Annotated in this window: 27 protein-coding genes and 1 tRNA gene; 12 read left to right on the forward strand and 16 right to left on the reverse strand. The window is 54.3% G+C overall.

The window, feature by feature from the left end:
- Positions 1 to 3: 3 nt before the first annotated feature.
- Entirely contained in the window at positions 4 to 420 is a 417-nt protein-coding gene (locus tag KUA11_RS11355; RefSeq protein ID WP_217410403.1) for a hypothetical protein, read from the reverse strand.
- Between the two features lie 229 nt (positions 421 to 649).
- On the opposite strand from KUA11_RS11355, the gene KUA11_RS11360 reads away from it, so the two are divergent.
- From KUA11_RS11360 to KUA11_RS11375, 4 genes are read left to right on the forward strand one after another with little or no spacing between them, the layout of a single operon-like run.
- Entirely contained in the window at positions 650 to 973 is a 324-nt protein-coding gene (locus tag KUA11_RS11360) for a YnfA family protein (RefSeq protein WP_217410404.1), read from the forward strand.
- 52 nt (positions 974 to 1,025) lie between these two features.
- Positions 1,026 to 1,658, forward strand: a complete 633-nt coding sequence (gene queE / locus KUA11_RS11365; protein ID WP_217410405.1) for a 7-carboxy-7-deazaguanine synthase — start codon at positions 1,026 to 1,028, stop codon at positions 1,656 to 1,658.
- A gap of 2 nt (positions 1,659 to 1,660) precedes the next feature.
- Entirely contained in the window at positions 1,661 to 2,392 is a 732-nt protein-coding gene (gene queC, locus KUA11_RS11370; RefSeq protein ID WP_217410406.1) for a 7-cyano-7-deazaguanine synthase QueC, read from the forward strand.
- The gene (locus KUA11_RS11375) at positions 2,385 to 2,918 is read left to right on the forward strand and encodes a 6-pyruvoyl trahydropterin synthase family protein (RefSeq protein ID WP_217410407.1); all 534 of its coding nucleotides are present in this window, start codon (positions 2,385 to 2,387) and stop codon (positions 2,916 to 2,918) included. Before queC ends, KUA11_RS11375 begins: the two co-directional genes overlap by 8 nt.
- A gap of 55 nt (positions 2,919 to 2,973) precedes the next feature.
- On the opposite strand, the gene KUA11_RS11380 is transcribed toward KUA11_RS11375, so the two are convergent.
- Complete coding sequence (locus KUA11_RS11380) at positions 2,974 to 3,357, reverse strand: hypothetical protein (RefSeq protein WP_166314335.1); 384 nt, start codon at positions 3,355 to 3,357, stop codon at positions 2,974 to 2,976.
- A 184-nt stretch (positions 3,358 to 3,541) separates the two neighbouring features.
- On the opposite strand from KUA11_RS11380, the gene KUA11_RS11385 reads away from it, so the two are divergent.
- The 6 genes from KUA11_RS11385 to KUA11_RS11410 all read left to right on the forward strand — a co-directional run bounded on the left by KUA11_RS11385 (position 3,542) and on the right by KUA11_RS11410 (position 7,515).
- On the forward strand, positions 3,542 to 4,081 hold the full coding sequence (locus KUA11_RS11385; protein ID WP_217410408.1) for a hypothetical protein: 540 nt from the start codon (positions 3,542 to 3,544) through the stop codon (positions 4,079 to 4,081).
- Between the two features lie 68 nt (positions 4,082 to 4,149).
- Positions 4,150 to 5,529, forward strand: coding sequence for a glycosyltransferase family 4 protein (locus KUA11_RS11390; RefSeq protein WP_217410409.1), 1,380 nt, complete (start codon positions 4,150 to 4,152; stop codon positions 5,527 to 5,529).
- A gap of 128 nt (positions 5,530 to 5,657) precedes the next feature.
- On the forward strand, positions 5,658 to 6,026 hold the full coding sequence (locus KUA11_RS11395) for a LapA family protein (protein ID WP_217410410.1): 369 nt from the start codon (positions 5,658 to 5,660) through the stop codon (positions 6,024 to 6,026).
- Positions 6,023 to 6,733 carry an orotidine-5'-phosphate decarboxylase gene (gene pyrF / locus KUA11_RS11400; RefSeq protein ID WP_217410411.1) on the forward strand — a complete coding sequence of 237 codons (711 nt, stop codon included), beginning with the start codon at positions 6,023 to 6,025 and terminating at the stop codon, positions 6,731 to 6,733. The genes KUA11_RS11395 and pyrF overlap by 4 nt, the downstream gene beginning before the upstream one ends.
- The gene (locus KUA11_RS11405) at positions 6,733 to 7,365 is read left to right on the forward strand and encodes a phosphoribosylanthranilate isomerase (RefSeq protein ID WP_217410412.1); all 633 of its coding nucleotides are present in this window, start codon (positions 6,733 to 6,735) and stop codon (positions 7,363 to 7,365) included. The genes pyrF and KUA11_RS11405 overlap by 1 nt, the downstream gene beginning before the upstream one ends.
- A 59-nt stretch (positions 7,366 to 7,424) precedes the next feature.
- Positions 7,425 to 7,515: transfer RNA gene (locus KUA11_RS11410), tRNA-Ser, on the forward strand.
- 536 nt (positions 7,516 to 8,051) lie between these two features.
- Here the strand turns inward: KUA11_RS11410 and KUA11_RS11415 are convergent.
- The gene (locus KUA11_RS11415; protein WP_217410413.1) at positions 8,052 to 8,330 is read right to left on the reverse strand and encodes a transposase; all 279 of its coding nucleotides are present in this window, start codon (positions 8,328 to 8,330) and stop codon (positions 8,052 to 8,054) included.
- Between the two features lie 30 nt (positions 8,331 to 8,360).
- Positions 8,361 to 8,834, reverse strand: a complete 474-nt coding sequence (locus tag KUA11_RS11420; protein WP_217410414.1) for an IS5 family transposase — start codon at positions 8,832 to 8,834, stop codon at positions 8,361 to 8,363.
- 226 nt (positions 8,835 to 9,060) lie between these two features.
- Here KUA11_RS11420 and KUA11_RS11425 point away from each other — a divergent pair, with 226 nt between their 5' ends.
- Complete coding sequence (locus KUA11_RS11425; protein ID WP_254454876.1) at positions 9,061 to 10,269, forward strand: alpha-hydroxy acid oxidase; 1,209 nt, start codon at positions 9,061 to 9,063, stop codon at positions 10,267 to 10,269.
- A gap of 51 nt (positions 10,270 to 10,320) precedes the next feature.
- Here KUA11_RS11425 and KUA11_RS11430 read toward each other — a convergent pair whose 3' ends face one another.
- The 5 genes from KUA11_RS11430 to KUA11_RS11450 all read right to left on the reverse strand — a co-directional run bounded on the left by KUA11_RS11430 (position 10,321) and on the right by KUA11_RS11450 (position 15,408).
- Positions 10,321 to 11,358, reverse strand: coding sequence for a DUF707 domain-containing protein (locus KUA11_RS11430; RefSeq protein ID WP_217410415.1), 1,038 nt, complete (start codon positions 11,356 to 11,358; stop codon positions 10,321 to 10,323).
- 178 nt (positions 11,359 to 11,536) lie between these two features.
- The gene (gene rfbC / locus KUA11_RS11435) at positions 11,537 to 12,040 is read right to left on the reverse strand and encodes a dTDP-4-dehydrorhamnose 3,5-epimerase (RefSeq protein ID WP_254454877.1); all 504 of its coding nucleotides are present in this window, start codon (positions 12,038 to 12,040) and stop codon (positions 11,537 to 11,539) included.
- Positions 12,041 to 12,047: 7 nt separating this feature from the next.
- Positions 12,048 to 13,406 (reverse strand): NAD(P)H-dependent oxidoreductase, encoded by a 1,359-nt coding sequence (locus KUA11_RS11440; RefSeq protein WP_217410417.1) that lies wholly within the window; start codon positions 13,404 to 13,406, stop codon positions 12,048 to 12,050.
- Between the two features lie 93 nt (positions 13,407 to 13,499).
- Positions 13,500 to 14,279 (reverse strand): glucose-1-phosphate cytidylyltransferase, encoded by a 780-nt coding sequence (gene rfbF / locus KUA11_RS11445; protein ID WP_217410418.1) that lies wholly within the window; start codon positions 14,277 to 14,279, stop codon positions 13,500 to 13,502.
- 73 nt (positions 14,280 to 14,352) lie between these two features.
- Positions 14,353 to 15,408 carry an NAD-dependent epimerase/dehydratase family protein gene (locus KUA11_RS11450; protein WP_217410419.1) on the reverse strand — a complete coding sequence of 352 codons (1,056 nt, stop codon included), beginning with the start codon at positions 15,406 to 15,408 and terminating at the stop codon, positions 14,353 to 14,355.
- Positions 15,409 to 16,007: 599 nt separating this feature from the next.
- Here KUA11_RS11450 and KUA11_RS11455 point away from each other — a divergent pair.
- On the forward strand, positions 16,008 to 17,027 hold the full coding sequence (locus KUA11_RS11455) for a glycosyltransferase family 8 protein (RefSeq protein WP_217410420.1): 1,020 nt from the start codon (positions 16,008 to 16,010) through the stop codon (positions 17,025 to 17,027).
- Positions 17,028 to 17,067: 40 nt separating this feature from the next.
- On the opposite strand, the gene KUA11_RS11460 is transcribed toward KUA11_RS11455, so the two are convergent.
- From KUA11_RS11460 to KUA11_RS11490, 7 genes are read right to left on the reverse strand one after another with little or no spacing between them, the layout of a single operon-like run.
- Complete coding sequence (locus KUA11_RS11460) at positions 17,068 to 17,844, reverse strand: glycosyltransferase family 25 protein (RefSeq protein WP_217410421.1); 777 nt, start codon at positions 17,842 to 17,844, stop codon at positions 17,068 to 17,070.
- Positions 17,845 to 17,897: 53 nt separating this feature from the next.
- Entirely contained in the window at positions 17,898 to 19,481 is a 1,584-nt protein-coding gene (locus KUA11_RS11465) for a lipopolysaccharide biosynthesis protein (protein WP_217410422.1), read from the reverse strand.
- A complete protein-coding gene (locus KUA11_RS11470) occupies positions 19,469 to 20,662 on the reverse strand; it encodes a glycosyltransferase family 4 protein (protein ID WP_217410423.1) in 1,194 nt (397 codons plus the stop codon). The genes KUA11_RS11465 and KUA11_RS11470 overlap by 13 nt, the downstream gene beginning before the upstream one ends.
- Positions 20,663 to 20,677: 15 nt before the next feature.
- A complete protein-coding gene (locus tag KUA11_RS11475; RefSeq protein WP_368041005.1) occupies positions 20,678 to 21,958 on the reverse strand; it encodes a glycosyltransferase in 1,281 nt (426 codons plus the stop codon).
- Positions 21,955 to 23,133, reverse strand: a complete 1,179-nt coding sequence (locus KUA11_RS11480) for a glycosyltransferase family 4 protein (RefSeq protein WP_368041006.1) — start codon at positions 23,131 to 23,133, stop codon at positions 21,955 to 21,957. The genes KUA11_RS11475 and KUA11_RS11480 overlap by 4 nt, the downstream gene beginning before the upstream one ends.
- The gene (locus tag KUA11_RS11485) at positions 23,090 to 25,321 is read right to left on the reverse strand and encodes a GumC family protein (protein WP_217410425.1); all 2,232 of its coding nucleotides are present in this window, start codon (positions 25,319 to 25,321) and stop codon (positions 23,090 to 23,092) included. The genes KUA11_RS11480 and KUA11_RS11485 overlap by 44 nt, the downstream gene beginning before the upstream one ends.
- Before the next feature lie 9 nt (positions 25,322 to 25,330).
- Positions 25,331 to 26,005 (reverse strand): sugar transferase, encoded by a 675-nt coding sequence (locus tag KUA11_RS11490; protein WP_254454878.1) that lies wholly within the window; start codon positions 26,003 to 26,005, stop codon positions 25,331 to 25,333.

The following is a 26,005-nucleotide window of genomic DNA, read 5'->3' on the forward strand; positions in this document are numbered from 1 at the left end:
AGATCAGCCGAAACCGCCGCCAGACGAAGCCGGGAAAGAAATGGTGTTTTCAGCCAGAAGACAGCCACAATTGCCCCAGCTCTGCGCGCCCTGAATGGACGAAATGGTGCTCTGCAGGAAGCTCATCGCATCCTTCACCGACATGCTGGCCGTGGTGGAATAACCGAGCTTCATGTCAGCGCCCACATTCTGCCACGCGCTGGCGATGGTCGAGCAACTGGCGTGATTGAAGTAATCAGCACCGACATTATACATTCCAGCGAGGTAACCGGCATAAGCACCGATCATACCGGAGAGGGAAACCTGCGAACCACAAGACGGAGCCGGATGGCACCCCCCACTGTGCTGCGGCTGCCAGCCACCACACCCACCGGATACAATGTCGAGTTCAGCAATCGTAAGTTCACGCATGGTAGACATCTGGTCTTTCCTTCTCCGGATCAGGCTCTCTTCTGATCGATTTCTTGAGAACCGAATTACCAGACACTCCTGCCTCATCCCCAGATAATAGAGCGTTAATTTCAGGGGCCTCGTGTCATTTATTCATCAATGCATCGACAATGAATCGTCATTGCCACTACCATTGCGACATCGATTCATATAACATATTGATAATATTAATCTTTACCACTCCACACTGGATGACCGAATGCCCATCGCTCTCTACACCCTTGCCGCTCTGGCCGAGATCGGCGGCTGTTTTTCCTTTTGGGCGTGGCTGCGTCTCGGACGCACTCCCCTGTGGCTCGTGCCGGGCTGCGCGTCTCTCGTCCTTTTTGCTTGGCTTCTCACACTGGTGGACACGGACGCCTCCGGCCGCGCCTATGCCGCGTATGGCGGAATCTACATCACCATGGCCGTCATCTGGATGTGGGCCGTGGACGGCGTACGCCCGGACCGTATGGATCTTATTGGCGTCGTGCTGGCGCTGGCGGGCACGAGCGTCATTCTCTTCGGGCCGCACAAGGGCTGAAAACAGCCCAAACCTCTTGCCAAGCCTGCCGCCATGTCCGACATGACCGGCCATGAGCTATTCCGTGAAGGAAATCTTTCTCACCCTGCAGGGCGAGGGTGGACAGGCCGGTCGAGCGGCCGTGTTCTGCCGCTTTGCCGGGTGCAATCTGTGGACCGGACGCGAAAGCGACCGGGCGCTGGCCGTCTGCCGTTTCTGTGACACCGATTTCATCGGCACGGACGGTGAAGGCGGCGGACGCTTTCCTGACGCCACATCCCTCGCCCGCGCCATTACCGCCACATGGGCAGCCGGGCGTGACGAACGCTTCGTGGTCTTTACCGGTGGCGAACCCTTGCTCCAGTTGGATGCAGCGTTGATCGACGCCATGCACGCGGAAGGCTTCACCATTGCTGTGGAAAGCAACGGCACACTTTCCGCCCCTCCAGGCATCGACTGGCTGTGCATCAGCCCCAAGGCCAGCGCGCCGCTCGCACAGACGCGCGGGCAGGAACTCAAACTCGTCTTTCCTCAGCCCGACCTCATGCCGGAAAGCGTGGCGCATCTCGATTTCGAGCAATTCTGGCTGCAACCCATGGACGGCCCGGATCGGGACGCCAACACGGAAGCGGCTGTGCAATACTGCCTGAAGCATCCACGCTGGCGGCTCTCGCTCCAGACCCACAAGCTGATCGGGATTCCCTGAGCATGACGACCACATCTTCCGGCAATGGCGCGCTCGTCGTGTTTTCCGGCGGTCAGGATTCCGCCACATGCCTTGCCTGGGCACTAAATCGCTTCGAGCGGGTAGAAACGCTTGGCTTCGACTATGGCCAGCGCCACGCCGTGGAACTCACCTGCCGCGACACGCTTCGCAAGGGCATGGCCGCGCTCAACGCCGATTGGGCCACGCGCCTCGGCCCCGATCACACACTAGATCTGGCAGCGCTTGGGCATGTCTCGGAGACGGCCCTGACACGCGAGACGGAAATCAGCATGACGGAGAGTGGCCTCCCCTCCACCTTCGTGCCCGGCCGCAACCTGATCTTCCTCAGCTTTGCCGCCGCACTGGCCTATCGACGCGGTCTGCGCCACATCGTCACGGGCGTGTGCGAAACGGACTACTCCGGGTATCCCGATTGCCGCGACGATACGATCAAAGCGCTTCAGGTTGCCCTCAATCTCGGCATGGATTCGCGCTTTGTACTGCACACGCCCCTGATGTGGATCGACAAGGCGCAGACATGGGGGCTAGCGGCGTCACTAGGCGGCGAAGCGCTCGTTACGCTCATCAATCACGAAAGCCACAGCTGCTATCTCGGTACGCGCGGCACCCTGCATCCATGGGGCCATGGCTGCGGCACCTGTCCGGCCTGCGAGCTGCGGCGTCATGGATGGGAGCAGTATCAAGCGACTCTCACGGGGCCGTCTCATGCCTGACCTGATCTTCACCCGCCGCTTTTCCATGGGGCACCGCCTCATTCACGGCGCGAGCGAAAGCTGTGCCCTGCCGCATGGCCACAACGAATTCGTCACGGTTCGCCTCGCACCCGTGAATGTGGCGCCGCTCGATGGCGTGGCGAATATGCCCGTCTCGTTCCAGCGAGCCAAAAGCACGTGGCACCGTTTCGTGGACGAACGGCTCGACCACGCTCTGCAACTGGCAGAGGACGACCCCCTTCTGGCGTGGTTTCGCGCCCATGAGCCCGAACGGGCGAAACGCATCATCGTCACACCCGGCGATCCAACCACCGAGATGATGATCTGCCTGATGAAAGCCAAGCTCGACGCGCTGCTTCAGGCCGATGGCGCGCTTTTGCGGTGCACAACCATCACGCTGGAAGAAACACCCACCAATACGGTGGAGTTCTCCGGCGATCCGCTGCCGATGCTTCCCTCTCCGCGTCCGCCGGAACAGTGCTGGTGGAGACGGGCGGATATGAGCATTTCGGATCTGGAATCCTGAAACCCACCCACGGGTTTTTCAGAATACTTCGTTACTTTTCATACGACGCGACAAGTCAGTCATCCTCGGCATTCAGGATGCCGCACGCATGCACCAATTTCTCCGAAGGCTGGGGCGTCGTGCAGAGACGCCGGGCATCTGGTCCGCACATCTCGATCGCCGTCTCGTAATTCGATTCCAGCACATCATGCGCCACCGCCAGATCGGAGGCATCGCGCGAGGACGCATCCTCCTCGTCCGGCATCTTCTTCTGCGTGTCGTGCAGTTCCCTCATCGCGCTGATGCACGCATCGCTGGCCTCGTCCGGCTTCACCTGAAGAACGTCGAGTTCCTTATTGAGCTGGGCCGCCGGCACATTTTCCGGGGCGGCCTGCGCCATGGCCGCTGACGCTCCCATGACGGACAGAACCAGACAGGGCAGCAACAGACGGACGTTCACGTAGTATCTCCGATAACCCATTCAGACGCGACTTTGCGCGTGCACATCGTTCTCATCTTATCGCTCAACACCTCCTCACGAAAGCTCCTTCCGGCACGCGCTGCGTGAGGACACTTACAGTTCCCTTCGCGCTTGCGCAGCACGCGCCCGCATTCCTCACACTTCATTGCAGTCGGAAATTTTCATGACATTCTCCTCACGCCGGACTTTCCTGCGCTCGCTTCTCGTAACCGGAGGCGCTCTTGGCGCTGCCACGGCCCTTGGCGCCTGCACCACCACGACAAGCAACGGCACAACCACCTACGCCGTGGATGTGACAAAGATCCTCTCCCTCATCAGCAGCGTGGAATCCGGCCTGACCCAGATCGCCTCCTCCAGCACTGTGACCAGCGTGCTTGGCGCAACCGATTCGGCCAAGCTCACGTCTGCCATCACCACCGTCAGCCAGGTCACAGCCCAGATCGCTGCCAACGCCGCCTCTTCCGTGAGCGTCACTGTGGCGAAGGACTGGGTCACAACCGCCGAAAGCGCAGCGGGAGCGGCCCTCACGGTGCTGGAGAGTCTCCAAAGCCTCCTTCCAGCCAACGTCAACGTCATGGTTCAGGCCGTGGCCGCCCTTCTTCCGGCTCTCGCCGCTCTAATCGGCGCGGTGTCCACCTCCTCCACCAGCTTGTCCGCGCCAGAGGCCCAGGCCATCATCGCACGCGGTCTTTCCGCCAACTGAGTTCCCCAAATTGGCATCGTCGGACCGGCTCGGGTATTCGGTTCTTTCCGGACCACAGCAGGCCGCCGATGCCACCCTTGCCACTTTCCTCCTCTCCGCAGCCACGTGTGTGGTTCGATGTGGAAGACCTGTTCGAATATGCCCGTACCGGCTCGCGCCCCAGTGGAATCCAGCGCGTGGCCTTCGAAATTCAGTCCGCCATGCAGGCCCTGCCGGAAATGCAGGGAACACGTGTGGGGTTTCTTCGGCACACCACCGATGGACGGGGCTTCACTCCCGTCCAACCTGAAAGTGTACGGGCACTGCATGATCGTCTGTGCAGCCACGCCCTCTCCGCCACCACCCATATTGAGACTGGCAACGAAGGCGAACAGAAGGCCTCTTCAGCCCGGCGTCTTGCCCGGCATCTGCCTGCCAGCCTGCGCGTGCCGCTCGGACAACTGGTGTCTCATCAGAGCGCGGCGTTCCGGGACCTCTCCGCCCTTCTGAGAGCAACCGGCACAACTCTCCGCCAGACATGGACGGAACGCCATACCTCTCAAGAAGCGAACATCGCATCTCCACGCGCAGGCGACATCCTGCTTGCCCTTGGCGCACCATGGTCACACACCGCGTACGGCACCCTGTTGGAGCGTGTGCGCGATCAGGGCGTGCGCACCGGGCTGCTCGTACACGATCTTGTCCCACTGATCGCACCGGAATGGTGTCGTCCGGGTCTGCCGCGCGTGTTTCGCAGATGGTGCGAGTCTACGTTACCGGCCATCGACCGACTGTTCGCTGTCTCACACAGCACACGCGACGATATCGCTCGCCTTTTTCCCGGCAAGGCAGCCTCCGTCATCCGTATGGGCACCGGCTTTTCAAAATCCCGTTCCATCACGGGGCACACAGACCTTCCGCTCTCCTTGCAGACGCCGTTCGTACTGGTGGTGGGAACCATCGAAGTCCGCAAGAACCATGCGTTGCTCTTCCACCTGTGGAGGAAGCTTCTCGCGGACCATCCACGCGCCACCATACCGCGTCTTGTCATGGCCGGATCACCCGGTTGGCTGGCCTCAGACCTGATGCAGCAAATCCGGAACTGCAACTTCCTCAATGGGCATATCGCCCTCGTGCATGCCCCTTCCGACGCCTTGCTGGAGGCGCTCTACCACCATGCCCTTTTCACTCTTGTTTCCTCTCTGCACGAAGGCTGGGGATTGCCTGTCACCGAAAGCCTCGCCCACGGAACGCCCTGCCTCATCGCCAATCGTGGCGCTCTGCCAGAAGCCGGTGGTGGCCTGACTCCGCTGTTCGACCCCGACAATCTTCATGACGTGCAAGCATGCGTCGAGCGCGTGATTCACGCTCCTGAGGAACTGGCGCGCCTGCGCTCGCGCATTGCCACGACGTTTCAGCCTACGCCTTGGTCCATAGCGGCTCAGCAATTGCTCTCCGCCTTCCATTAACGCCCGTTTTTTTGCCCCATCGGATCCGATCGAAACGGCAGACTGCCATCACCGAATAAAAGGTGGCGCGTAAAGGGTTCATATACCTTTCTTGCTCTTCCCTATCCGGGCAGGCTACGAACCTAAATATGATCCGGCTCATCCTCCTTGTCCCCCTCCTTCTCGTGGTGATCCTGTTTGCCGCCAGCAATCAGGAATCGACCCAGATGTGGTTGCTGACCTATAGCTGGTCCAGCTCGATCGGCGTCATGGCGCTGCTGATCTCCGTCATCTCGCTGGCCATGGGTGCTCTGTGCATGTGGTTCAGCGCCTTTGGGCAGGGACGTCGCGCCCGCAAGGCGGAAGCCCGCGTGAAGGAACTGGAAGGCACCGTTGCCGCACAGGTCACGGAACTGAACCGTTTGCGGGGTCTTGTGAATGTGGATCCGTCCGTCACTCCCCACCCAACCGCGCCAGTCTCTCCAGTCTCCACCATTCCGCCACAGCCCATCGCATGACCACACGTCGCACGCGCCTGATTGCCGCCCTCGACACCCGTGATCCGGCTGAAGCGACCCGCCGGGCGAACGCCGTCTCCCCCCATGTCGATGCCATCAAGCTGGGTCTCGAGTTCGCTTATGCCGCAGGGTTTGAAGCCGTCGCGAAGGTAGCAGAGGGACGCGAACTGTTTCTCGACCTTAAACTGCACGACATTCCCAACACCGTCGGGGCGGCTGTGGGTAGCCTGAATCGTCTTTCACCCGCCATGCTGACCATCCATGCCAGCGGCGGAAGCGCTATGGTCGCGGCGGCAAGACAAGCGTGCGACGACAGCTTTCCCGAAGGCAAGCGTCCGCTGCTGCTGGCCGTAACCGTCCTTACCAGCCTCGATGATGCAGCCCTTGCGGAAACCGGCGTGCCGGGTGGCGCGCGCGCGCAGGTGCTGCGTCTGGCCGAACTGGCGCTGCGTAATGGCGCGGACGGCCTGGTCTGTTCCGCGCATGAACTGACCGCGCTGAGGAAAGAGTTTGGCGAGAGGCCGGTGCTCGTCACTCCCGGTATTCGTCCCCGCGGTGCGGACGCAGGCGACCAGAAACGCATCATGACCCCGACCGAAGCCCGACAGGCTGGCGCGGACTGGATCGTGGTCGGACGTCCCATCACAAAAGCCGCCGATCCCGCCGCCGCCGCCGCCGCAATTGCGGCCGAACTCGTCGCTCCCTGATGCGCGTAGGCGCCAAGATATGTGGGCTGACGGAACCAGCCGGTCTTGATGCCTGTCTGGAATACGGGGCCGACTGGGTGGGATTCAACTTCTTCGCCCGCTCTCCCCGCTACGTCACAACGACGCAGGCGGCACAGCTGATCCGACGGATCGAAGCCGCTCCTGTCCAACCGGGTCGTGTCGGCCTGTTCGTAAACCCGACCGATGAGCAGATTGCCGAAACGCTGGACAATGTGTCGCTCGACATCCTCCAGCTCTACACCACGCCTGAGCGTGCTCAGGTGATCCGCCAGAAATTCGGTCTTCCGGTATGGCTGTCCGTCGCTGTCTCGACGAAGGGCGACCTTCCGACAACCGCTCTGGCAGACCGCTTCGTGATCGAATCACGCCCCCCGGAAGGCGCCACGCGTCCCGGCGGCAACGGACGGGCCTTTCCGTGGTATCTTACCCGCGCTTGGCAGGCTCCTGCGTCATGGATGCTGGCAGGTGGACTGCGGCCCGAGACCGTAGCGCAGGCTGTCCGTGAAAGCGCGGCAAACGCTGTTGATGTGGCATCTGGCGTGGAAAGCGCGCCCGGCGTCAAGGACCCGGACGCCATCGCCCGCTTCATCGCTGCTGCCCGTGCCGTGTGATCGGTGCGTTTTTCCTCTTGAACACCCGCACGATACTGGTATGAAGACCTCCAGCGCCTGGAGAGATGGCCGAGCGGCTTAAGGCGCACGCTTGGAAAGCGTGTGTACGTTAATAGCGTACCGTGGGTTCGAATCCCACTCTCTCCGCCAGAGATGGCAAAACCCTTACAATTCAATGAGTTGCGCACCAAATAAAGAGGCACGCGGCTATCCCAGCGATAGTAGTCGGTCGGTCGCACTTCAATGATCAAGAAGGCATCTCGGACCTGCCGGGTTGAAGCTCATAGGCGGCAAAACCTACTCAGGCCACCTCAACGTCTCCAAAACTGCTGACAAGACGTAGGACGCCTTTAATAGTGCCGTTCAGAACTCCATCAGCATCACTGACACAGCCTTCCTGTTACAAGACATCCCTTCACGGGTCTTCCCAATAATGATGGAGGACCCAAGACAACGCCACAAACGAATTAGTTCATCTCCCAGATAAAGATACAGCCTCTCGACACCCTTCCCTTGGAACAGCACCCCAACCGCTCTCCCTTTGCATTGGCAAGCACTCGAAGAAAACTGAACTTGACCATTTCTTGTGCAAGCGAGCCTAACGTCACCGCACGACAAATAAGCTTTTCCTTGGAACATCACTGATCATGAAATCATCAAGGACATTTCAACGAGCCATGCCCTGTTTAGGCCATGTTGACAAAAGACTCAATCCAGAGTCTTGCGGCTGCGATATTGAGGAAACTCCTGAAGGATAAGGCGGTCTTGTCGTAGCGGGTCGCGATACGGCGCATCTGCTTGAGCCTGTTGAACATCCTCTCTATGCAGTTGCGATCCCTGTAACGCCGCCAGTCTGTTTTCTGTGGAGCGCTACGGCCTTTGCGTGATGGAATGACCGGCAGGATCCCGTGGACCAGCAGCTCCCGGCGGAAACTGTCACTGTCATAGCCCCGGTCGGCCAGCAATGGCTTTGGGGTTCGGGACAGGTAGCTTCATCAGGGCGTCTGTGGCTTTGTAATCCGAGACTTGGCCTCCGGTAAGGACAAAGCCGAGAGGGCGTCCCTGATTGTCACATCGGGCATGGATTTTGCTCGTAAAGCCGCCGCGTGACCGACCAAAAGCCTCCGAATAAGCCCCCCTTTTGCCCCAGTGGTCTGTGAATGGGCACGGATTATGGTGCTGTCGATCATATGCTGCCAGTTATCAGTCAGCCCCAGATCTACCAAGGTCTGTAAAAGAGTATCCCAAACACCCTGTTCAGCCCAACGCCGGAACCGGACATAGACCGAGTTCCACTTGCCGTAGCGCTCATGCATGTCCCGCCAGGGGCAACCCGTTCGTAGAACATGCAGCATACCATTGAGAAACTGGCGATTGTCTCCAGATGGACGTGCCCAACGTCCACGCTCAGGCGGCAGAAGCGGACCAATCATCGCCCATTCCTGATCCGTCAGATCGCCTCGTGTCATGCCTGTTCTCTCTGCCCGTTATCCCACAGCCAGGAAGTGAAGCAGAACTCAGGCAGACCGTATAGATCTTTTGTCAACATGGCCTAAGCACACTGCATAGACCTTACCATTTCATGCCAAACTCGTGATCTCACAAAAACATCTCCCTTCAGAAAATCCCCGAGAACTTCAATACAAAATCTGATAATTTTAGAAGACTAAATGTAACTTCATCGTCAGGCACATCATGACGTCTCCCCCTTTTCAGACAACGCCGTTCATGCTCCGCTATCTTAATCGTTTCCTATGTCTCGACGATTTCGAAACTGTCGCACGCCGTCGATTGCCTCGGCAACTCTATGGCTACTATTCTGGTGCAGCAGAAACCGGCCGTTCCCTACGAGCAAATCGAGAGAGCTATGCTGAACTTGCCCTAATGCCACGCGTGCTTATTGATACTCATGCTCGTTCGACGGTGACTTCTCTCTTCGGTAAATCCTTTACACAGCCAGTCGGAATCGCACCCATGGGCCTCTCAGCCCTATCGTCGTTTCGGGGCGATATTGCCTTGGCACGGGCTGCGGCTGAAGAAGGTGCGCTAATGGTGGCCAGCGCCACGTCCCTCACTCCGCTTGAAACAATGGCCGCCGATAGCGCAACACGGTGGTTTCAAGCCTATCTGCCCGGTGACCGGGAACGCATCGCAGCGATGCTTCGCCGGGTCGGCAATGCTGGGTTCGAAACGATTGTCCTTACCGTGGATGTACAGGTTCCGGCCAACCGCGAGAACAATATTCGCAACGGTTTTTCTATACCTCTCCGACCCAGTCCGCGTCTTTTGTGGGATGGCGTGTGCCACCCGCGCTGGTCCTGTGGAACTTTTCTTCGCACTTTAGCAAGCGGCATGCCACATTTCGAAAACATGGACGCATTTCGAGGTCCGGCAATTCTTTCGCGCACCGCTGAGCGTAATATTGGAACACGTGAGCGTCTCAGTTGGGAACATGTCAAATTCATACGCGACAACTGGAAAGGCCGCTTTATTATAAAGGGGATTCTTTCTTCCGAGGATACCGTACTCGCCCGCAATGCAGGTGCTGACGGCGTCTGGATCTCCAACCATGGCGGACGCCAACTCGACTCCGCAATTGCTCCCCTGCTCGTACTGCAGGAGGTCACGCGCGAAGCGGGCGAAATGGCTGTGTTGATTGATGGCGGCATAAGACGAGGCACCGACGTACTCAAAGCTCTGGCGCTTGGGGCAGATTTTGTCTTCATCGGTCGGCCGTTTCTCTACGCCTCAGTCGCAGCCGGCGGGATCGGCGTGCGTCACGCACTACGACTGATACAGGCAGAAATCATGCGCGACATGGCGATGCTGGGCGTGAACACTATCAGTGAACTTTCCCCCGCTCATGTGCGAAAATTCACAGCCGTGCAAATTCCTGACAGATAACGAATACAGACTTCCTATCCACCTTAGCCACGTACTGTAAGACAATGGCCTTTAGACGCTTGCGCCTTCAGAGAAAGATTGACCGACCACAGGCGAAATCTGTGTAACAATATTCCCAGTGGGCAGACTTATTTCCACTTCAGGTGATGAAGCGCCCATTCCAAATGCAGCCATTTTCGTCCCTGTAAGGGGACGAAGTTGTTCGGGGCGATATCTCATTTTAGTAAATGCACGAATCAGCATCGCACACCCCATGCGAAAAGTATTCCAAGGAAGCTTCGAATTTCCTGCGACTGCAAACAATCCGATCGCATTGCGCATACGCGCCTCAAAGGCACTAACTCTCCTGCCATTTCTCAAATATCCGCCATAAACCTGCATGCTGCCAGGATGATTCTCGAAAGCAGACATCAACTCACGCACCTCTTCATGTGGATCAATCTTGTCTTTTGCGAAGGTATTGTAGATCGGCCCACTGTAGAGTGGTCTTGTATGGGTCATCGGCACCTCATCCACAATTGCAGCACGGTAGGTGGGATCCTTCATCAGAAGAGCCCAGATCATGTCCGTGCCCCACCCGGTGAAATGCTGCTCGAAGATTGGCAAGAGCGTCCGTAGATATGATGATTTTATGCAACAGGCCATAGATTCAAGAAAAGTGCTGTAACGAAAACGGAAACCAGGCATCTGCAAAACGATGGCATGTGACATGTAGCTTTCGACCGTCATAGCAGGTTGCGCCATCGTCAAATCATATTGCACAGCGATAGCAAACAGTCTGTTAATATCCTTTACCTCCATCAACAGATCATCATCGGGAAGCATGATATACTCGTAACGATCCAACAATTCAGGATTCGCCATAAAATGGCGTACGATACTGTCCCATTTGGTGCCATAATCGAATACGGGCGGCAGATCTCCATCCTGACAACGCAAAACATCTGTAGCATAAGCATTCAGTTGCAGATCCCAAGTTCGTGTAACCGTTTTGTCAGCGATCCAGCTATGATGCAGAGAATTATCACCGACACGGGCAAGGACCAGGAAACGCCTATTCTTGGAAAGATATTCCGGCTCCTGTTTCATCTGAATTGCTCCCTAAACGCAAAACTCACGATTCATCTAGACTGCGAAAAACGGGTAGCGATCTTGAACAAAATATGACTCAGATAAATATATATAATAATAAAACAAAAACACCTCCCTTTTTTAGGGAACGTATTACACAGTCAAGCGATATTCAAAAAATCAATGGTATTGCACATCACAATAAAGGCCATGATGCATCCTTCTCTGACAAATCACTTACTTCCAAAGGCCATGAAATCCCGATCCTTGGATCATCGTAACGTAATCCCCCCTCCACATCAGGTGCATACATGGCACTAACAGGATAAAAGACTTCTACATTGTCAGTCAGCGTCTGAAATCCATGAGCAAATCCTGGTGGCACATAAAGTAAACGGTGATTTTCGTCGGAAAGTAAAAACTTTTCATACTGTAAATACGTTGGTGATTCTTCACGCAAATCAACAATTATATCTATTATTTTTCCTTTCGTACAGCGCATAAGTTTGGCCTCAGCATGAATACCACGCTGAAAATGCAACCCACGGATTGTCCCCCTATTACGTGAAAAAGACATGTTATGCTGCACAAAATCGGTGATTAATCCGTGCTCAGCGAACTCTTTCCTGCACATCATACGGGTAAAAAAACCCCGATCATCTCCTCGAAGTTCAGGATCAATCAGTACCGCACCCTTCATGCTAGTTTCATGAAAAATCATAAACCGCATCTCCGCTCATCAGAGAGGCACCAAAAACACCTTCCTGCTCGGCATAAAGACGATCGATCGTCCGCTTTTCAGGCAGTTCAACATCCGCAAATGTGAGCGGTTGATCCTTGGAAATCGATCTCTTCACCCGACCACCAACAGCGAGGCCTAACGGTATCAAATTTTTTTTCCGTATTATCTCAATATTTTCAATCATTCCATAGCATTCAAACCCACCAAGAGAATCAATAACATCCCCACTCACAAGATCTTTCTTAGCCAGCGCGATAACGCCCACGCTTGGTCCTGCGCGCGGGGTTAATGTCGCGTCACCAAACAGAACCGCTCTCGCGACCGATCCAGGAACCTCGAAATGACACAGATGAAAAGGGGTGTAGAAGCAATAATAGGGACCAGATCCCATTTTATAATAATTCAGAAAATGCCGTTGGCGCGAATCTTCCATTGTCCCAATAACAAAAACTCCTGGTCCCGGTCGTGCACCAATTACATAATCGACAATACCAGGTCCTCCCGCGGCAAGATGAGCATCAAGATGGGCGGCAAAAGCACTGGTGGTTTCCTCCAAAGGAATCAGCGGCGCGTACGGATTACCATCCGAAAAATCGGGACCAATCATACCACGCCTTGCCACTTTCATACCGGTTCCGTTGGCAATAACCGTCTGTTCAAAAGAGATTTTCGTGCCATCGGCAAATGAAGCCGCCATGGCCGGGTCTAGTCCCCACTTTTGCGCAAAAGCAACCTGTGTGTCTGGTGTACGATACGGGTCGTAAAGCCCCTTGATGCTGCCGCAGAGCACGGGACGTACACCAATACCCTCCATAAAACGAACGAGATTCATCATTACGCCCGGCTGATCACCGTCACCAGCGGTATAAACAACACGGGCTTTATCGGCCTTCATCTTCAGGATTGGCCCGATGGTTCCATCGAGTTCCGCATTCACCTGAATCAGATGCTTGCCTCCCTCAATTGCAGCCAATGCCGCACGGGCAGCATATTCCATCGACCCGGTCGCTTCGATTACAGCATCAATACCACTCACCTCCGCCAGAAGCTGCGGATCGTTCGTAACCGCGCAAGCTCCAGAGGCGATAGCAGTCTCAAGACTGGGAGCATCTGTACACCATACCGGGTCAAGTCCAAGTTCCGTGAATACTGCTTCACCATTCGCACGAGTGCGATTGGCTACCGCCACAACCCTCATACCCGGTGTCGCGATTTCAATTGTGCGTGCAATGGCTTTTGCCTGTGTACCCGCTCCAACAATAGCGACAGTCACGGGACACCCCACTGCCTCACGCTTTTTCAATGCTGCATCGACGATGATCATATCCTAGATCCTGCCAATTTTATTGCGTTCAACATTCTTGCGTCGTGTCAGACACCTTTTCTGACATCCATCCTGTACCTTGTTTGACGACAATCAGTCAGGCCATACTTTCCACGGTGCAGCCCGAGTTGACCATGCCGCTTCAAGAACTTGCTTGTCGCGCAATGTGTCCATGCTTTGCCAGTAACCATCATGGACAAAACTCGAAAGCTTATCGCGCTCAATCAATCGGTCCATGGGTTCTGCTTCCCACGTTGTCAGATCGTCATCGATCAAATCAAATATTTCAGGCTCACACACGAAGAAGCCGCCATTGATCAACCCTCCATCTCCCGCGCGCTTTTCGCCAAACCCCCTTACTGCAGCGCCATTGTCACTCAATTGAAGCGCGCCATAGCGTCCGGGTTGGACCACCGCCGTCAATGTGCACCATGAGTCGCGAGATTTATGAAATGCTACAAGATCATTGATGTTGACGTCGCTTACACCATCACCATACGTCAGACAAAACGTCTCATCTTCCAGATATTGCCGTGCACGTCGTATACGTCCACCCGTAAGAGACTCTTTGCCGGTATCCAGAACTGTCACACGCCAGTTTTCATTTTGCGCTTGCAGCCAATTTACTTCTCCAGTACCTAAATCTATAACGAAGTCATTACATGATGCACGATAACGCATGAAGTAATCGCGTATAAAATCGACTCGGTATCCACCAAGAACAACAAAATCTGAAAATCCATAATGAGCATACATTTTCATGATATGCCAAAGTATTGGCCTACCACCAATCTCTGCCATAGGCTTGGGACGGATCATTGTCTCTTCACTTAGGCGGGTTCCAAAGCCACCAGCAAGTATCGCGACCTTCATTTACCAGATTCCTCTGCTATTGTTATCGGCCGATTTAATGTTGTAGTAGATAAAGCGCACAATAATGTGCCCCTCATCCAGAGGCAGCTTTCTGCCAGACTAGCGCCGAATTAAGGCGTCCCGCTGCCATATGTTTCTCCAAAACTTTTAGCCGTATCAAAGATGAATTTCGGAAATCTTGTTCTTTAAACATCATACGCGTCAATCCGTTCCGCAAATCTCCAATTGAATCACGTAGAGTCACCTGCGGCTGATGAGCCGGCGCAAGCGACTTGTAGAGTCCGAAATTGACCTGATAAGACCGACTATCGACCGGAGCCTCAGTATTGATGCTAATTTCAGTCCCGGGCAATGCCTCAGCAACGGCTTCAGCGATCTGACGCACCTGATAATTACGGTCATCACTGCCAACGTTGACCGTGAGATAACGTCCTCCGACATCCGCTGAACGATCTACTGCCCAGTCAATCGCACGCGCCATATCGGTAGTGTCGATCATCGGTCGCCATGGAGTTCCATCAGAAATTACATTGAGTTTACGGGCAATCATCGCGGAAGCAACGAAATCATTCAATACGAGATCAAGTCTCAACCGATCGGACATGCCGCAAGCAGTGGCGAAACGAAGGCTGGTTATCACCATATTCGTATTCATCTGTGACAGCGCCATTTCAGCGCCGATTTTGGAACGAGCGTAGGCTGTTACGGGATTAACCGGGTCACTCTCCTGACGCGGACCGCCGTCCGCTATGCCATATATACTGCAACTCGATGCAAAAACGAAATTTTTCACACCTGCGCTAGCAGCGATTCGTGCCATCATAATCGTTGAATCTCTGTTGATTTCCTCAGTAACTTTCTCGAATTTAGCTCCCATTGGATCATTCGAAACGGCAGCAAGCTGAACAACAGCATCATATCCGGCAAGCTGTTCAGATGTGATGGAGCGTACGTCACCATAAAACTGCGCATTAAGATATTGCTCCGGCAAGCGCGTAACACCGGTAAGACAATAAGCAAAATAAGCATTGTCGAGGCCATGTAGAACAGCATGCGGATGCTCATGCCTTAGATACTTACAAACAGTCGCTCCAACATAACCCAAATTTCCAGAAATCAGTATTTTCATCGCTACCTTTTCCTTATCAGAACTGAGGCTATCAATCTGCGACGTACTGAATATGTTTTTTGTAACGGAGCATCGCCATAACACGCGAGGAAAGCCGCATCCAACTGCGCCCACTTCACTGCGTATTTCCAGTTACAAAATTCATGAATTCTCCATGCATCCTAGCGATCATATTAAGGAAGAAGAAAGAAAAAAGTTGCGTTACTTGAAAGAAAAAAATTTCCGATTATTCACAATGCCATGGGCAGGCGACTACGCTATATTGCGAATCCAAGTGTGCTTAAATTTATCTGGCAATTATCCAAAGATGACACCTATGGAATGAACCCGCTCCGATGAACGCTTGTCGCTTTAGCCGCTACCCATTTAACTAGCACAAACGAGCTACTCCGAGGACATATCAACCCGTTTCGATTGAAAGCATTTCATGCAGAAACATACGCAACAAAAATATGAAATATCATTATTGCAACGAGAAATTATTATATTTCTATGAATCCAAATTGCCTTGCATACGTTAGCGTCTAAATGCAAACTTCGAGAGAAAAAAGATGTCTCCTTCGAAGATATAATTGAATACCCTTAGAAAGGCCTATCCCATGCAGAGCAGAGCGCAAGCCTGTATCGAAGAAATATATCGAAGCGAGAAGAAGATCTGCATCTGTTACACTCCGGATCAGTCTTATCTTTTTCCGAGTTTTGTAAGTGCCTTACAGGCACGACGATTCACATCACGCAGTCTAGCTGATATCGTCATTCTCGCATTTGGAATCGATCCCTGTGCGGAAGCTGCTTTCTCTGAAGCCTGCGCACGCGCCGATATTGTGTTCCTAAGTCGAAGCGAGGCTGATATCGGCGGAGCGCCCGCCATGTTGGCACGTCTGTTTCTAGCGGACCTTCTCCCGAAAAATTATGATTATTTTCTCTATGTAGACGGCGATACCCAGATTCATGGCCCACTGGATGATCTTCTACACATGCCGATTCCACCAGGAATGTTCTATGGCGCTCCTGATCCAATGACATTCGTGGGTGATGACACGGATCGATTGAGTCGCACCATAACCTCACACTTTACGTCACTCGGCCTTTCATCCAGTGAGGCAACACGCTATTTCAATTCCGGTGTAATCTATGCGGAACGCAAGGGATGGGCACGCATTGGCATCGAGGCGTGGAAAATGTTTTCCAATCAATCAAAGGAATCCCGCTTCCCTGATCAGGATGTTTTGAATCTCGTGGGCTTGCCACATTGCCTCTCCATGTCTCTGGCATGGAACTTCCCCGTATATATGAATAATATTCGTGTAGCATCTATAATTCAGCCACGAATCATTCATTACATGTCGCGACCGAAACCATGGGAAGGCACTTTTCCCCCTTGGAATGCTGAAGTCTCAGCAGCCTATGGTGAGGTCGCATCAGTATACCCGGAGATAGCACGTTATTGGCGCAGCATGAAACGAACGACTTGGATACGTTATCACCTACAACAACAATACAAACGTGTGCACGCTATGATTACATGGGGATTTGGCGCGAAAAGACGCCGTATTCTAGCGTATGAACAGGATCTGAAGCAGACGAAATTCTATAGGCGACACACCATCGAAATTTAGTTATGCTTCAATGATTTCCTCTCAAAATTCGAAAGATATATTATTGGTTTCGATAGTCAAATACTGAGCGAGAAAGGTCTATCTCATTTATCTTCACACGAGGACCAAGAGTCCGATACATCCCCCCACGAATACGTTCGAAGACACGGTTACTATAATAACGAAGCATTTCAAGATATGTGGCCTGTCGATCAGCGTGCCTATTCATTACGCAACTCGGCACCGACAATTCAAGCGCGGTAGGTGGCACGATCCCAGCAACAGGGATGCCAGTTGCCCAAGGACGCTCCATCTCGACATCAATCGGTCGGGAGATCCGCTGGAAATTCTGCACAAAGACTTCTGCAGCATGACGGGTTAGAAGATAGATTTGTGTGCCGAATTGCTGTGTCTCATATTGTACTACATGACGATCCCATATTGGATAATTCCATTTTGCTACATGAAGTCTAGCTGGAAATCGTCCAAAAAATTTCAAGAAATGTACCCCTTTCGATGCCCAGTCCACTTCCGTGAGGTGCAGTGTAACGGGCCAATCGACATAAACATCATCCTCAACGATCAGAATCTGATCTGCCGTAGGGTCAGAGAGAAATGAACGCCAAGCCCGAACATGGCTGCAATAACACCCAATCTCCCCAGGGGCGAGACCACGCTTTATATGCGCCCAGGTAACGTCCGTATTATATTCAAATCCTTCTTCAAGCCCTCGTGAAGCATCAAAAAACTCCCATTCCACACCGGTTGGCGGACAGTGAAACGTGTCGCGCCTGACACTACCTGCAATACTGATCACACGAATGAGAGTCTTGGTCATCGTTTCCTCAATCATGAATAGATTTTTCGGTACAAAAGAAAATCAACAGATTTTCAGTTTAAAGTATCTTGAGAACCATGCTCCACAGCAGGCTTCCCAATCGAAAATGATACGTTCTTGCGTGACATGACACTTCTTCGTTCCTTCAAAGAAGACAGTATTATACAAGAACGATCAAAAACCAGTTTCTCGATGCTATTCGGGCGACCCTCGGCAAACCAGAGCGCATAAAGCCCTCCCACATAAGCAACTATCCCACATACACTGCAAGAAAAGAGATCAATCACAGCATGCGCCAGTGTATCGACAGGTGGCAGAAACCATTTCAATCCTTCCACCACCATCGCCATAAACAGGACCGCACCGGCACTACGTTTCCACCCCAGCACCTGCTCCCATACGCCGAGATCGGTTAGACTACGAACAAGAAAGAGGCCGAAAATATCGGAAGCGAGTTCTGACGCGAAACGTGCAGCAATGATAGCCGAAAATCCTATCCACAGGACACCACAAACTGCCAATGGAAATTTGATACCGAATTCCAAAAGATTGCGTCGCAGAAGAGCTTGCGTTCGTCCAAACGCCAGCAATAGTGGCCAGGTTGCTAGTGTGAACACTGCCGGTGTAAGGCTCAAAGCCAGCCAGCGGACCATTGGAGCAGCTCCCATCCAGGCAGGCCCCACAATCACACGAACAGCGCTGTCTGCAACCAGACTTTCCCCAACCAACAGAGGCAGTCCCACCGTCGCCATTGCAATCGATGTTTTCTGATAACTGGCAGCCAATTTTTCCCTGTTGTCAGCAAGATGGGAGAACGCCGCCAGCAAAGGCCGCGACATCGGTCCGAATAGGGCTAGAAAAGGGATATTCGTAATATCGACCGCAGTCGAGAACATACCTAGTCCAGACCGACTCATGACCTTTCCCAGCAGTAGACGTTCGAACTGCCAGTTAAGGGCACTGACAATCTGTGCGACCGTCAGCCATCCTATAAAACCCGTAAAAACGTGAAATTCACGTAGCGTCAAGCGTGGTCGGTAAGGTGCAAAACAGTAGGATTGTACCATCATGGCTCCAGAATACATTACCGTATTCAGTGCGATGGCCCAGTAACTATGCGTGAGAAGCGCCATTGCGGTACCGAAAATGAAGCTGATGCTCTTTCCGGAAATCTCAATGGCAAAATCACGGTAGAAACTAAGATTCTTTTGGAACACGACCATGCGGGGACTCATAATCCCTCGCATGACTGGACTTAGCCCAAGAAAGCACACAAGCGGCAACAGACGGACGTCATGATAGAAACGTGCAAGAGGAATTGCGCTGAGCACGAGAATGGCCATAAGAACCGCACCGCGGATCAGGCCAATTGTAAAAGCGGTGTCGTAATACGAACGGCCGACAACCGGTAAACGCAAGAGCGCCTGATTGATCTGAAGTTCCAGGATCGTTTCCATCATGGCGCAGAGACTGCCCGCAATCGCCACCAGACCAAAATCAGCAGGAAGCAAGATACGGGTCAGAACCAGCATGCTGCCAAGATCAATCGCCCGTGTCAGCAGACGCGCCACGACCATCAGCGCCGCACCAGTTGCCGCGCGCGCGCCAATATTGGCAGATTGCGTTATTTCGGACATGCGCCCTCCTGCTGCCCCGCCATTGTCTTGAACGCACGGCCCATATTCGTGTCCGAAGCTGCAGTCCGGTGCTTTGTTTTGATACGGGGCCTCCTGATAACTTCTTCGTAGATGCGCATATAATCAGGCACCAGTCGTTTCACATCGAAAATTTCCGCTCCGCGACGAGCCGCTTTTCTCATGGTCTCACGCCGGGATGGATCTCGCATAATCACACCAAGTTCACGCGCCAGAATATCGGAGCGTCCCGGCGGGATCAGACAGCCAGCCGCCCCGAACTCCAGCATTTCTGGCGTGCCGCCAACCGAGGTCGCAACGATTGCGCATCCTGCTGCACGCGCCTCTCCAATCGTCAGACTGCCTGGGTCGGCATAGGAGGCCAGAACAAAGATATCGGTCTGGCTATAAAGAGCCTCCGGATGTTCCACATAACCAAGAAAAACAATCCGGTCAGTCAGCCCTGCAGCCATAACTCTCTGCTCGAGATAGACCCGATCAGGGCCTTCTCCGGCTATGTAGAGCGTCCACTCAGGCATCGAAGGCAAAAGCATCGTGGCCGCTTCAATAACGTCGAACACCCCTTTTCGAGCATGAAGACCACAGATCATTACAATATTAGGATGAGAAAGCTTGGGTACAGATCTGGATACATCTTCCTCTGAATGCGCATTCCTGACCGACGCAACAGGAGCATTCCACACCACCCGCGTGCGATCCGGTGAAAAACCACGCTCGACAAGTGCTTTGCGATCCGCCTCGCTAACAGCGACAACCCTGTCTCCCAGCCGCATCAGGACCGAATGGCGATCGAAAGAATTATGGACCGTTGCCACCAATGGAACATTCGCAAGGCGTGAGGCAACAGCACCGACTACAACACCGCCCATCATATGGGCATGGAGAATATCCACGCTGGCTGTACGACAGAGCCGCGTCAACGCCACCATGGAGCCCAACAGCGCAGCAGGCTTCTTCTGATCTTGCGCGAAAAACCGATAGTGAACACCTTCTCGCTCCAGCAGCGGAACAAATGTCCCTTCGCCGCTACAGAAATAGACGGTGTGTCCAGCTCTTGCCTGTTCACACGCAAGATCCACCGCCACATGCACATTGCCATTCCCACGACCGCAATGCTTTGACAGGTGAACTATTGTCCTGCGCGGTTGCGATAAATCGTTCATATAACCTGCCCTCAATCATACTTGATATTGCAGTGCGCTCGGACGATCGGCCGTAATGGCTTCCATATCCTGCCCCCTCCTCATCGGAGCTGCTGCATAGGAAGACTGGACGGCGCGCGCGGTTATGGCGTCATCGACAATTTCCATAAATCGCCGGCGGAATGTCTCCTCCGAGAAACGCATGGCATTGGCACGACAAGTTTCAGAATGAATACGGTGGTAATTCTGTTCGAATCTTTGTACGGCGGCAACAATAGCTTCTGCTGTCTGTTCGGAAAACAGCACGCCGGTCGAATCAGTTACACCGTCGTCAATCACGATATCGCATGCACCACCCACACCATAAGCAATGACCGGCGTGCCACATGCCTGCGCTTCCGCCATCACGATTCCAAAATCCTCTGCCGCAGCGAAAACAAATGCACGCGCCCGCCCCATAAGAGCGATCAACTCATCAGTTCTCACTGGCTTGCGAATTTCGATATTGGCGCAGCCAAGGGCAGCGGCTCTGACCGCAGACTCTCCCTCTCCTTCACCGACGATGACGAGCCGACGATCGGGCATTTTACTGAACGCTGCGGCAATCAGATCAATACGCTTATAAGGAACAAACCGCGAAACAACGAGATAAAAATCCTGTTTTTCGGGAGAAAGACAAAATTTATCGACAGCAACGGGCGGATTGAGTATCAACGCCTCTCGCCGCCAGACCTTTTGCACCCGTCGTGCAATATAGTGCGAGTTGGCGACGAACAGATCCACCCCCGCCGCTGACCGCGCATCCCAGTTCCGCAACCGATGAAGGAGCCATCGCGTATAGAGTCCCATTATTCCCCAACGCAGTCCTCGCTCTTCCAGATACCGCGTCTGAAGATCCCAAGCGTAGCGCATCGGGCTATGAACGTAGCTGACATGCAATTGGTCTGGTCCGGTGATAACGCCTTTTGCGACCGCATGATGACTGGAAATCACAAGGTCATATCCTGTCAGATCGAATTGTTCGACCGCCAGCGGCATAAGACCAAGAAATTTTCGGAAATGTTTTCGTGCAAAGGGAAGTTTCTGAACAAATGACGATTTTACTTTATGCCCCTTTAGAAATCCACGATGCTTCTCCACCATGAAATCCGCGACAACGAAGACATCGGCCGAAGGATAGCAGAGCAGAATCTGTTCCAGAACACGCTCCGACCCAGCATGTTTCTCCAACCATTCATGGATTACGGCAACCTTCAGCCCCGGTTTTTTACTTCCGGCACCCTGTTGTCCCGATAGGGTCTTTGCAATGTGCATCATCTAGATGCCTCCATGCCAAAAGACGAACAGGAAGATGCTGGAGCGCCACATCGGGCCGTAGCAATGATATCCGCCATGGCCGAACTGGCCTGCGTCCAGTTGTAGTGCAGCAAACGTGCTGCTCCGGCCCTCCGGAGTCGCTCCGCCACTCCGCTCTCATCAAAAACGCGTAGAACTTGGCGCGTGAAATCGTTCTGCGAGCATGGATCAGCGAAAAGAGCGGCATCTCCGCAGATTTCGCGCAGAACCGGAATATCACTTGCGACAACTGGACAAGCGCACGCCATCGCCTCGACCGCTGGCAATCCGAACCCTTCATAACGGGAGGGAAACACGAAACAGGCCGCATGCTCATACAGCGCCCGCAGAGCGCCATCCGATACCCGACCGAGATAGCGTGCCGCCCGAGGCATGCTATCTACCCCCTGCTGCTGGAATATCCCGTCCCGCGAGGCCCCCACGATGGCGAGCGTCAGGCCGCGTGCCTCCAACTTTTCGCCCAATCCTGCCAGAATCCGCAGGTTCTTGTGCGCAACGAGGTTCCCCACGACAAGCACATAACCACCCGGTCGCAGATCATTGGCAGCAAGAACCGTCGCATCAGCCGGAACGGATCTTATATGCTCGCCGCCTTCCGGAATGACGGAGACCTGGTCAGGACGTGCGCCGAGATGACGCATGATCTCACTCCGAGCAAACTCCGACACCGTGATGATCCTCACACCTCTCGCAACCAGAGCCATCTGCATCACGCGATAAATCGTCCGAAAGCGCGCGGAATAGGCTTCCGGCACACTCGCCCACCCGCAGTCATGGATCACGACAATCTGTCGTCGTGCCAACAATGGCGCGGTATTGCCGAGATTGACCAGAAGACCGTCAGCGCTTGCCCATGGCAAAGAGGTCTGCTCCCAAACATGTCCACTCGCAAACCCAGCTTCTTTGACAGGTATATTTCCGAAACTTTTTCGGATATCTCTCCTTTCTTCCTTATGAGCAGGAGGAACCACGACCTCTGAGATCACCCCTTGGCGCACAAGTCCGGCAGAAATTTCAGTGGCGAAACGCTGAACACCACTCAGCGTCTGTCGCAAGAAGCGTCCGTTTAGATAAACAGGAAGCACCCGCTCGTCATGCGTTGTCATAACCATACGGCTCCTGTGCCAGATAAGCATGCATCCCGCTGTCCCGCCCAAGGTCGTTCATGTCCGCCTGAGTAAGAATGCCACCCAGCACCCGTACGCCACATGCATGCAGCCGGCGCATGGTGGTCAGGACGGCATCCATTTCCGTTCGCTGCCACCGCACGGCGATGACGGCACCATCCACTAAACGCCCTGCGGCCGCAGCATCCGGAATGACCAATGCCGGTGGCATATCAACAAGAATAAGATCGTAGAGAGTTCGCGCTTCCGCGATGATCGCGCCGAGTTTTTTCAGATCGAGAAGATACCGCCCATTTCCGCTGGTCCGCGTACCACGCAGTGTAATGAGATCGACATTGCTCAAGATATCCCGCGTGAGTCCGGGCAGCCCGGGCGCACCCGTCGCCCCTTCTTGCGGCGGACGGAAGTTTGGTCGGATCGACACACCGACCTGATTGCGGCGAATATCCGCATCGATGATGAGAGCCCGGCCGTCGTTCCGCGCGGTGCTCGCGGCCAGCGCTACGGAAAGAAACGTCTTGCCTTCACCCGGCAATGCGGAGGTCACAAGTACGACCTGCGCACGAAAACGGTCGTCGCCATGACGCAACATGTTGCAGATATGATCGATAGAAAGCGTGTAGGACGAGACCCGCGATTCCAGAAGTGGCCGGCGCTCTCTCCCCGCGAAAGGGACAACGCCAAGCGGAAACAGCGTTGTTCTCTGCTCAAGTTGTTCCAGCGTGCGTACACCGGGCCTCCGCCTCTCAAGCATGATCGCACCAAGGCATCCCAGCGCGAGCGACACGAGCCCCCCTGCGCCAATCAACTGCCCACGATGGGGTCCTGAAGGCCCGAGAGGAGTCTGCGCGTACGAAATAAGCACGGCATCCGGCTCCTGCATCGCTGCCTGTGCCGACGTCTGCTCGAACCGGGTGAGATAGTCGCGATAGACCGCGCGAGCGGCCTCCGCCTCACTGACGAGCTGACGAAGCTGCACTTCAGCGACATTTTCGCCCGCCACCGCCCCCTTGAGGTCATGCACACGCCCTTCCAGTGTAGCCACCTCTGCACGGGTCGCTTCGAGTTGAGCGCGCAAGCTTCCGGCAATATGGCTCTCTTCCGCGCCGATTTGAGCGCGAAGACCGGCAATCGAGGAGGCAAGCCGAACCAGACGCGGGCTTTCCGACATATCGGTTGCTTCTAGGCCTGCCCGTTGTTTTTCCAGTTCTGCAAGTTCACCCGAAAGACGTTGAACAAGCGGTGATGCCACCACAGCCGGCAAAGCGCCGAGCGAACCGCCATGTCGCGCTGCCTGTACCTGATCATAGATGCTCTGCTGCTCGGCCAGTTTGTTGGATGCCTCCGTCAGTGCAATATCGACACGACTCATCCGGCGCCCCGTCAACGTGGTCTGATCGCCATCGCGCGAGACCTCCTGACTCAGAATCAGTCCGTGTGCGCGCCGGAACTCCTCGACACGGCCTTCTGCCTCGGCCACACGGGATTGCAACACGCCGATCTGTCCGTTCAACCACGCATGGGCATGATCCAACGTCGTGATTTTGAGATCGCGCATAAAATCCAGATAGACAGAAGCATAGGCATTCGCGATCTTGGCGCTCAACGCTGTATCGTTCGTCTTGGCAATGATCGCAATCGTATACGAACGACCATCGTTGCGGATCGAAACATGCCCCAGCAACCAGTCGACCGCGAGTTGTCTTTGCTCCGCCGCTGTAAGCGGTGGTGGACGGACACGATCAAAACCCAACCGATGCCGCACATCGTCAATTATTCCCCATACGCCCGTGGAAGTCGCGGGAGGATGGATCAACCGCTGAAGTTCTGGCCGGTGAACAAGATCGATGCGATCCACCACCTTTCCCGCCATGTCTCGCGAGAGGAGAATGTCGGTCTGGCTGTGAATCATGAGCGTGTCGCCGGTCACGGCACCACCATGAGCCTGAAGATCCGTAAACTCCGTCTTCCCAGTATCCACAAGAAGCGAAGACTGGGTTTCGTAATAGCGCGGAATGGAAAGGATCACTGCCGCAAGGGGAATGAACAGTCCGGCCGTAATCAGCGCCACGGTCCAACGCCTGCGTCGCAGGACACCCAGCCCCTGACTCAGCGGCACATGCTCCGCCACTGTGGTCGCAAGCGGCAGTGGTGACGGACCGACGAAGGCTTCGTCACGAAGAGACAACATCGTCATCGGTGCCTCCTAATGTGCGCCGTCGTGCCGCAGCACGGCGGGGATGGTTTTCAGGAGGATCAATACATCTTTTGAAAACGTCCAGTTCATGACATAGGCACTATCAAGTGCCACGCGCTGTTCATAACTGGTATCGCTGCGTCCACTGACCTGCCATAAACCGGTCAGACCGGGGCGGGTCGCATAATAATAGGCAATATTATCGCCATAGCGTTCAACCTCGTCACGGACGATCGGGCGCGGCCCGACCAGACTCATGTCACCGAACAGAACATTCAGTAATTGCGGAAGCTCATCGAGGCTACTCTCCCGCAGGAAACGCCCCAGACGGGTAATGCGTGGATCATGACGCAGTTTTCGAGTGCTGACCCATTCCTCTCGGGCCGCTTCATCTCGTTCCAAAAGGGTCTTCAACGCTTCATCCGCGTTCATGACCATGCTTCTGAATTTGAGACAACGAAAAGTCCGTCCATTCTCGCCAATGCGCTCATGACCGAACAGTGCATCCCCTCCGTCACGTCGGATCAGAGCGACGATAATCAGCATGACAGGGAGAGCGAGAAACAACATCGTTATCGCAATCACGATATCCACCGCACGTTTACGCGGATCTCGGATCGGTACGGCCATATCAGACCCGGCGACTTGCACATTGACAAGTCCTGGATTGGAAATGACAGCCAT

Source organism: Acetobacter estunensis, assembly GCF_019083805.1.
Taxonomy (GTDB): Bacteria; Pseudomonadota; Alphaproteobacteria; order Acetobacterales; family Acetobacteraceae; genus Acetobacter; species Acetobacter estunensis_A.

Bases quoted from the DNA above. Each gene is read 5' to 3' on its own strand.
- KUA11_RS11355 (WP_217410403.1), bottom strand. From the start codon at position 420: ATGTCTACCATGCGTGAACTTACGATTGCTGAACTCGACATTGTATCC.
- KUA11_RS11360 (WP_217410404.1), top strand. From the start codon at position 650: ATGCCCATCGCTCTCTACACCCTTGCCGCTCTGGCCGAGATCGGCGGC.
- queE (WP_217410405.1), top strand. From the start codon at position 1,026: ATGAGCTATTCCGTGAAGGAAATCTTTCTCACCCTGCAGGGCGAGGGT.
- queC (WP_217410406.1), top strand. From the start codon at position 1,661: ATGACGACCACATCTTCCGGCAATGGCGCGCTCGTCGTGTTTTCCGGC.
- KUA11_RS11375 (WP_217410407.1), top strand. From the start codon at position 2,385: ATGCCTGACCTGATCTTCACCCGCCGCTTTTCCATGGGGCACCGCCTC.
- KUA11_RS11385 (WP_217410408.1), top strand. From the start codon at position 3,542: ATGACATTCTCCTCACGCCGGACTTTCCTGCGCTCGCTTCTCGTAACC.
- KUA11_RS11390 (WP_217410409.1), top strand. From the start codon at position 4,150: ATGCCACCCTTGCCACTTTCCTCCTCTCCGCAGCCACGTGTGTGGTTC.
- KUA11_RS11395 (WP_217410410.1), top strand. From the start codon at position 5,658: ATGATCCGGCTCATCCTCCTTGTCCCCCTCCTTCTCGTGGTGATCCTG.
- pyrF (WP_217410411.1), top strand. From the start codon at position 6,023: ATGACCACACGTCGCACGCGCCTGATTGCCGCCCTCGACACCCGTGAT.
- KUA11_RS11405 (WP_217410412.1), top strand. From the start codon at position 6,733: ATGCGCGTAGGCGCCAAGATATGTGGGCTGACGGAACCAGCCGGTCTT.
- KUA11_RS11420 (WP_217410414.1), bottom strand. From the start codon at position 8,834: ATGACACGAGGCGATCTGACGGATCAGGAATGGGCGATGATTGGTCCG.
- KUA11_RS11425 (WP_254454876.1), top strand. From the start codon at position 9,061: ATGACGTCTCCCCCTTTTCAGACAACGCCGTTCATGCTCCGCTATCTT.
- KUA11_RS11430 (WP_217410415.1), bottom strand. From the start codon at position 11,358: ATGAAACAGGAGCCGGAATATCTTTCCAAGAATAGGCGTTTCCTGGTC.
- rfbC (WP_254454877.1), bottom strand. From the start codon at position 12,040: ATGAAGGGTGCGGTACTGATTGATCCTGAACTTCGAGGAGATGATCGG.
- KUA11_RS11440 (WP_217410417.1), bottom strand. From the start codon at position 13,406: ATGATCATCGTCGATGCAGCATTGAAAAAGCGTGAGGCAGTGGGGTGT.
- rfbF (WP_217410418.1), bottom strand. From the start codon at position 14,279: ATGAAGGTCGCGATACTTGCTGGTGGCTTTGGAACCCGCCTAAGTGAA.
- KUA11_RS11450 (WP_217410419.1), bottom strand. From the start codon at position 15,408: ATGAAAATACTGATTTCTGGAAATTTGGGTTATGTTGGAGCGACTGTT.
- KUA11_RS11455 (WP_217410420.1), top strand. From the start codon at position 16,008: ATGCAGAGCAGAGCGCAAGCCTGTATCGAAGAAATATATCGAAGCGAG.
- KUA11_RS11460 (WP_217410421.1), bottom strand. From the start codon at position 17,844: ATGACCAAGACTCTCATTCGTGTGATCAGTATTGCAGGTAGTGTCAGG.
- KUA11_RS11465 (WP_217410422.1), bottom strand. From the start codon at position 19,481: ATGTCCGAAATAACGCAATCTGCCAATATTGGCGCGCGCGCGGCAACT.
- KUA11_RS11470 (WP_217410423.1), bottom strand. From the start codon at position 20,662: ATGAACGATTTATCGCAACCGCGCAGGACAATAGTTCACCTGTCAAAG.
- KUA11_RS11475 (WP_368041005.1), bottom strand. From the start codon at position 21,958: ATGATGCACATTGCAAAGACCCTATCGGGACAACAGGGTGCCGGAAGT.
- KUA11_RS11480 (WP_368041006.1), bottom strand. From the start codon at position 23,133: ATGCTTATCTGGCACAGGAGCCGTATGGTTATGACAACGCATGACGAG.
- KUA11_RS11485 (WP_217410425.1), bottom strand. From the start codon at position 25,321: ATGACGATGTTGTCTCTTCGTGACGAAGCCTTCGTCGGTCCGTCACCA.
- KUA11_RS11490 (WP_254454878.1), bottom strand. From the start codon at position 26,005: ATGGCTGTCATTTCCAATCCAGGACTTGTCAATGTGCAAGTCGCCGGG.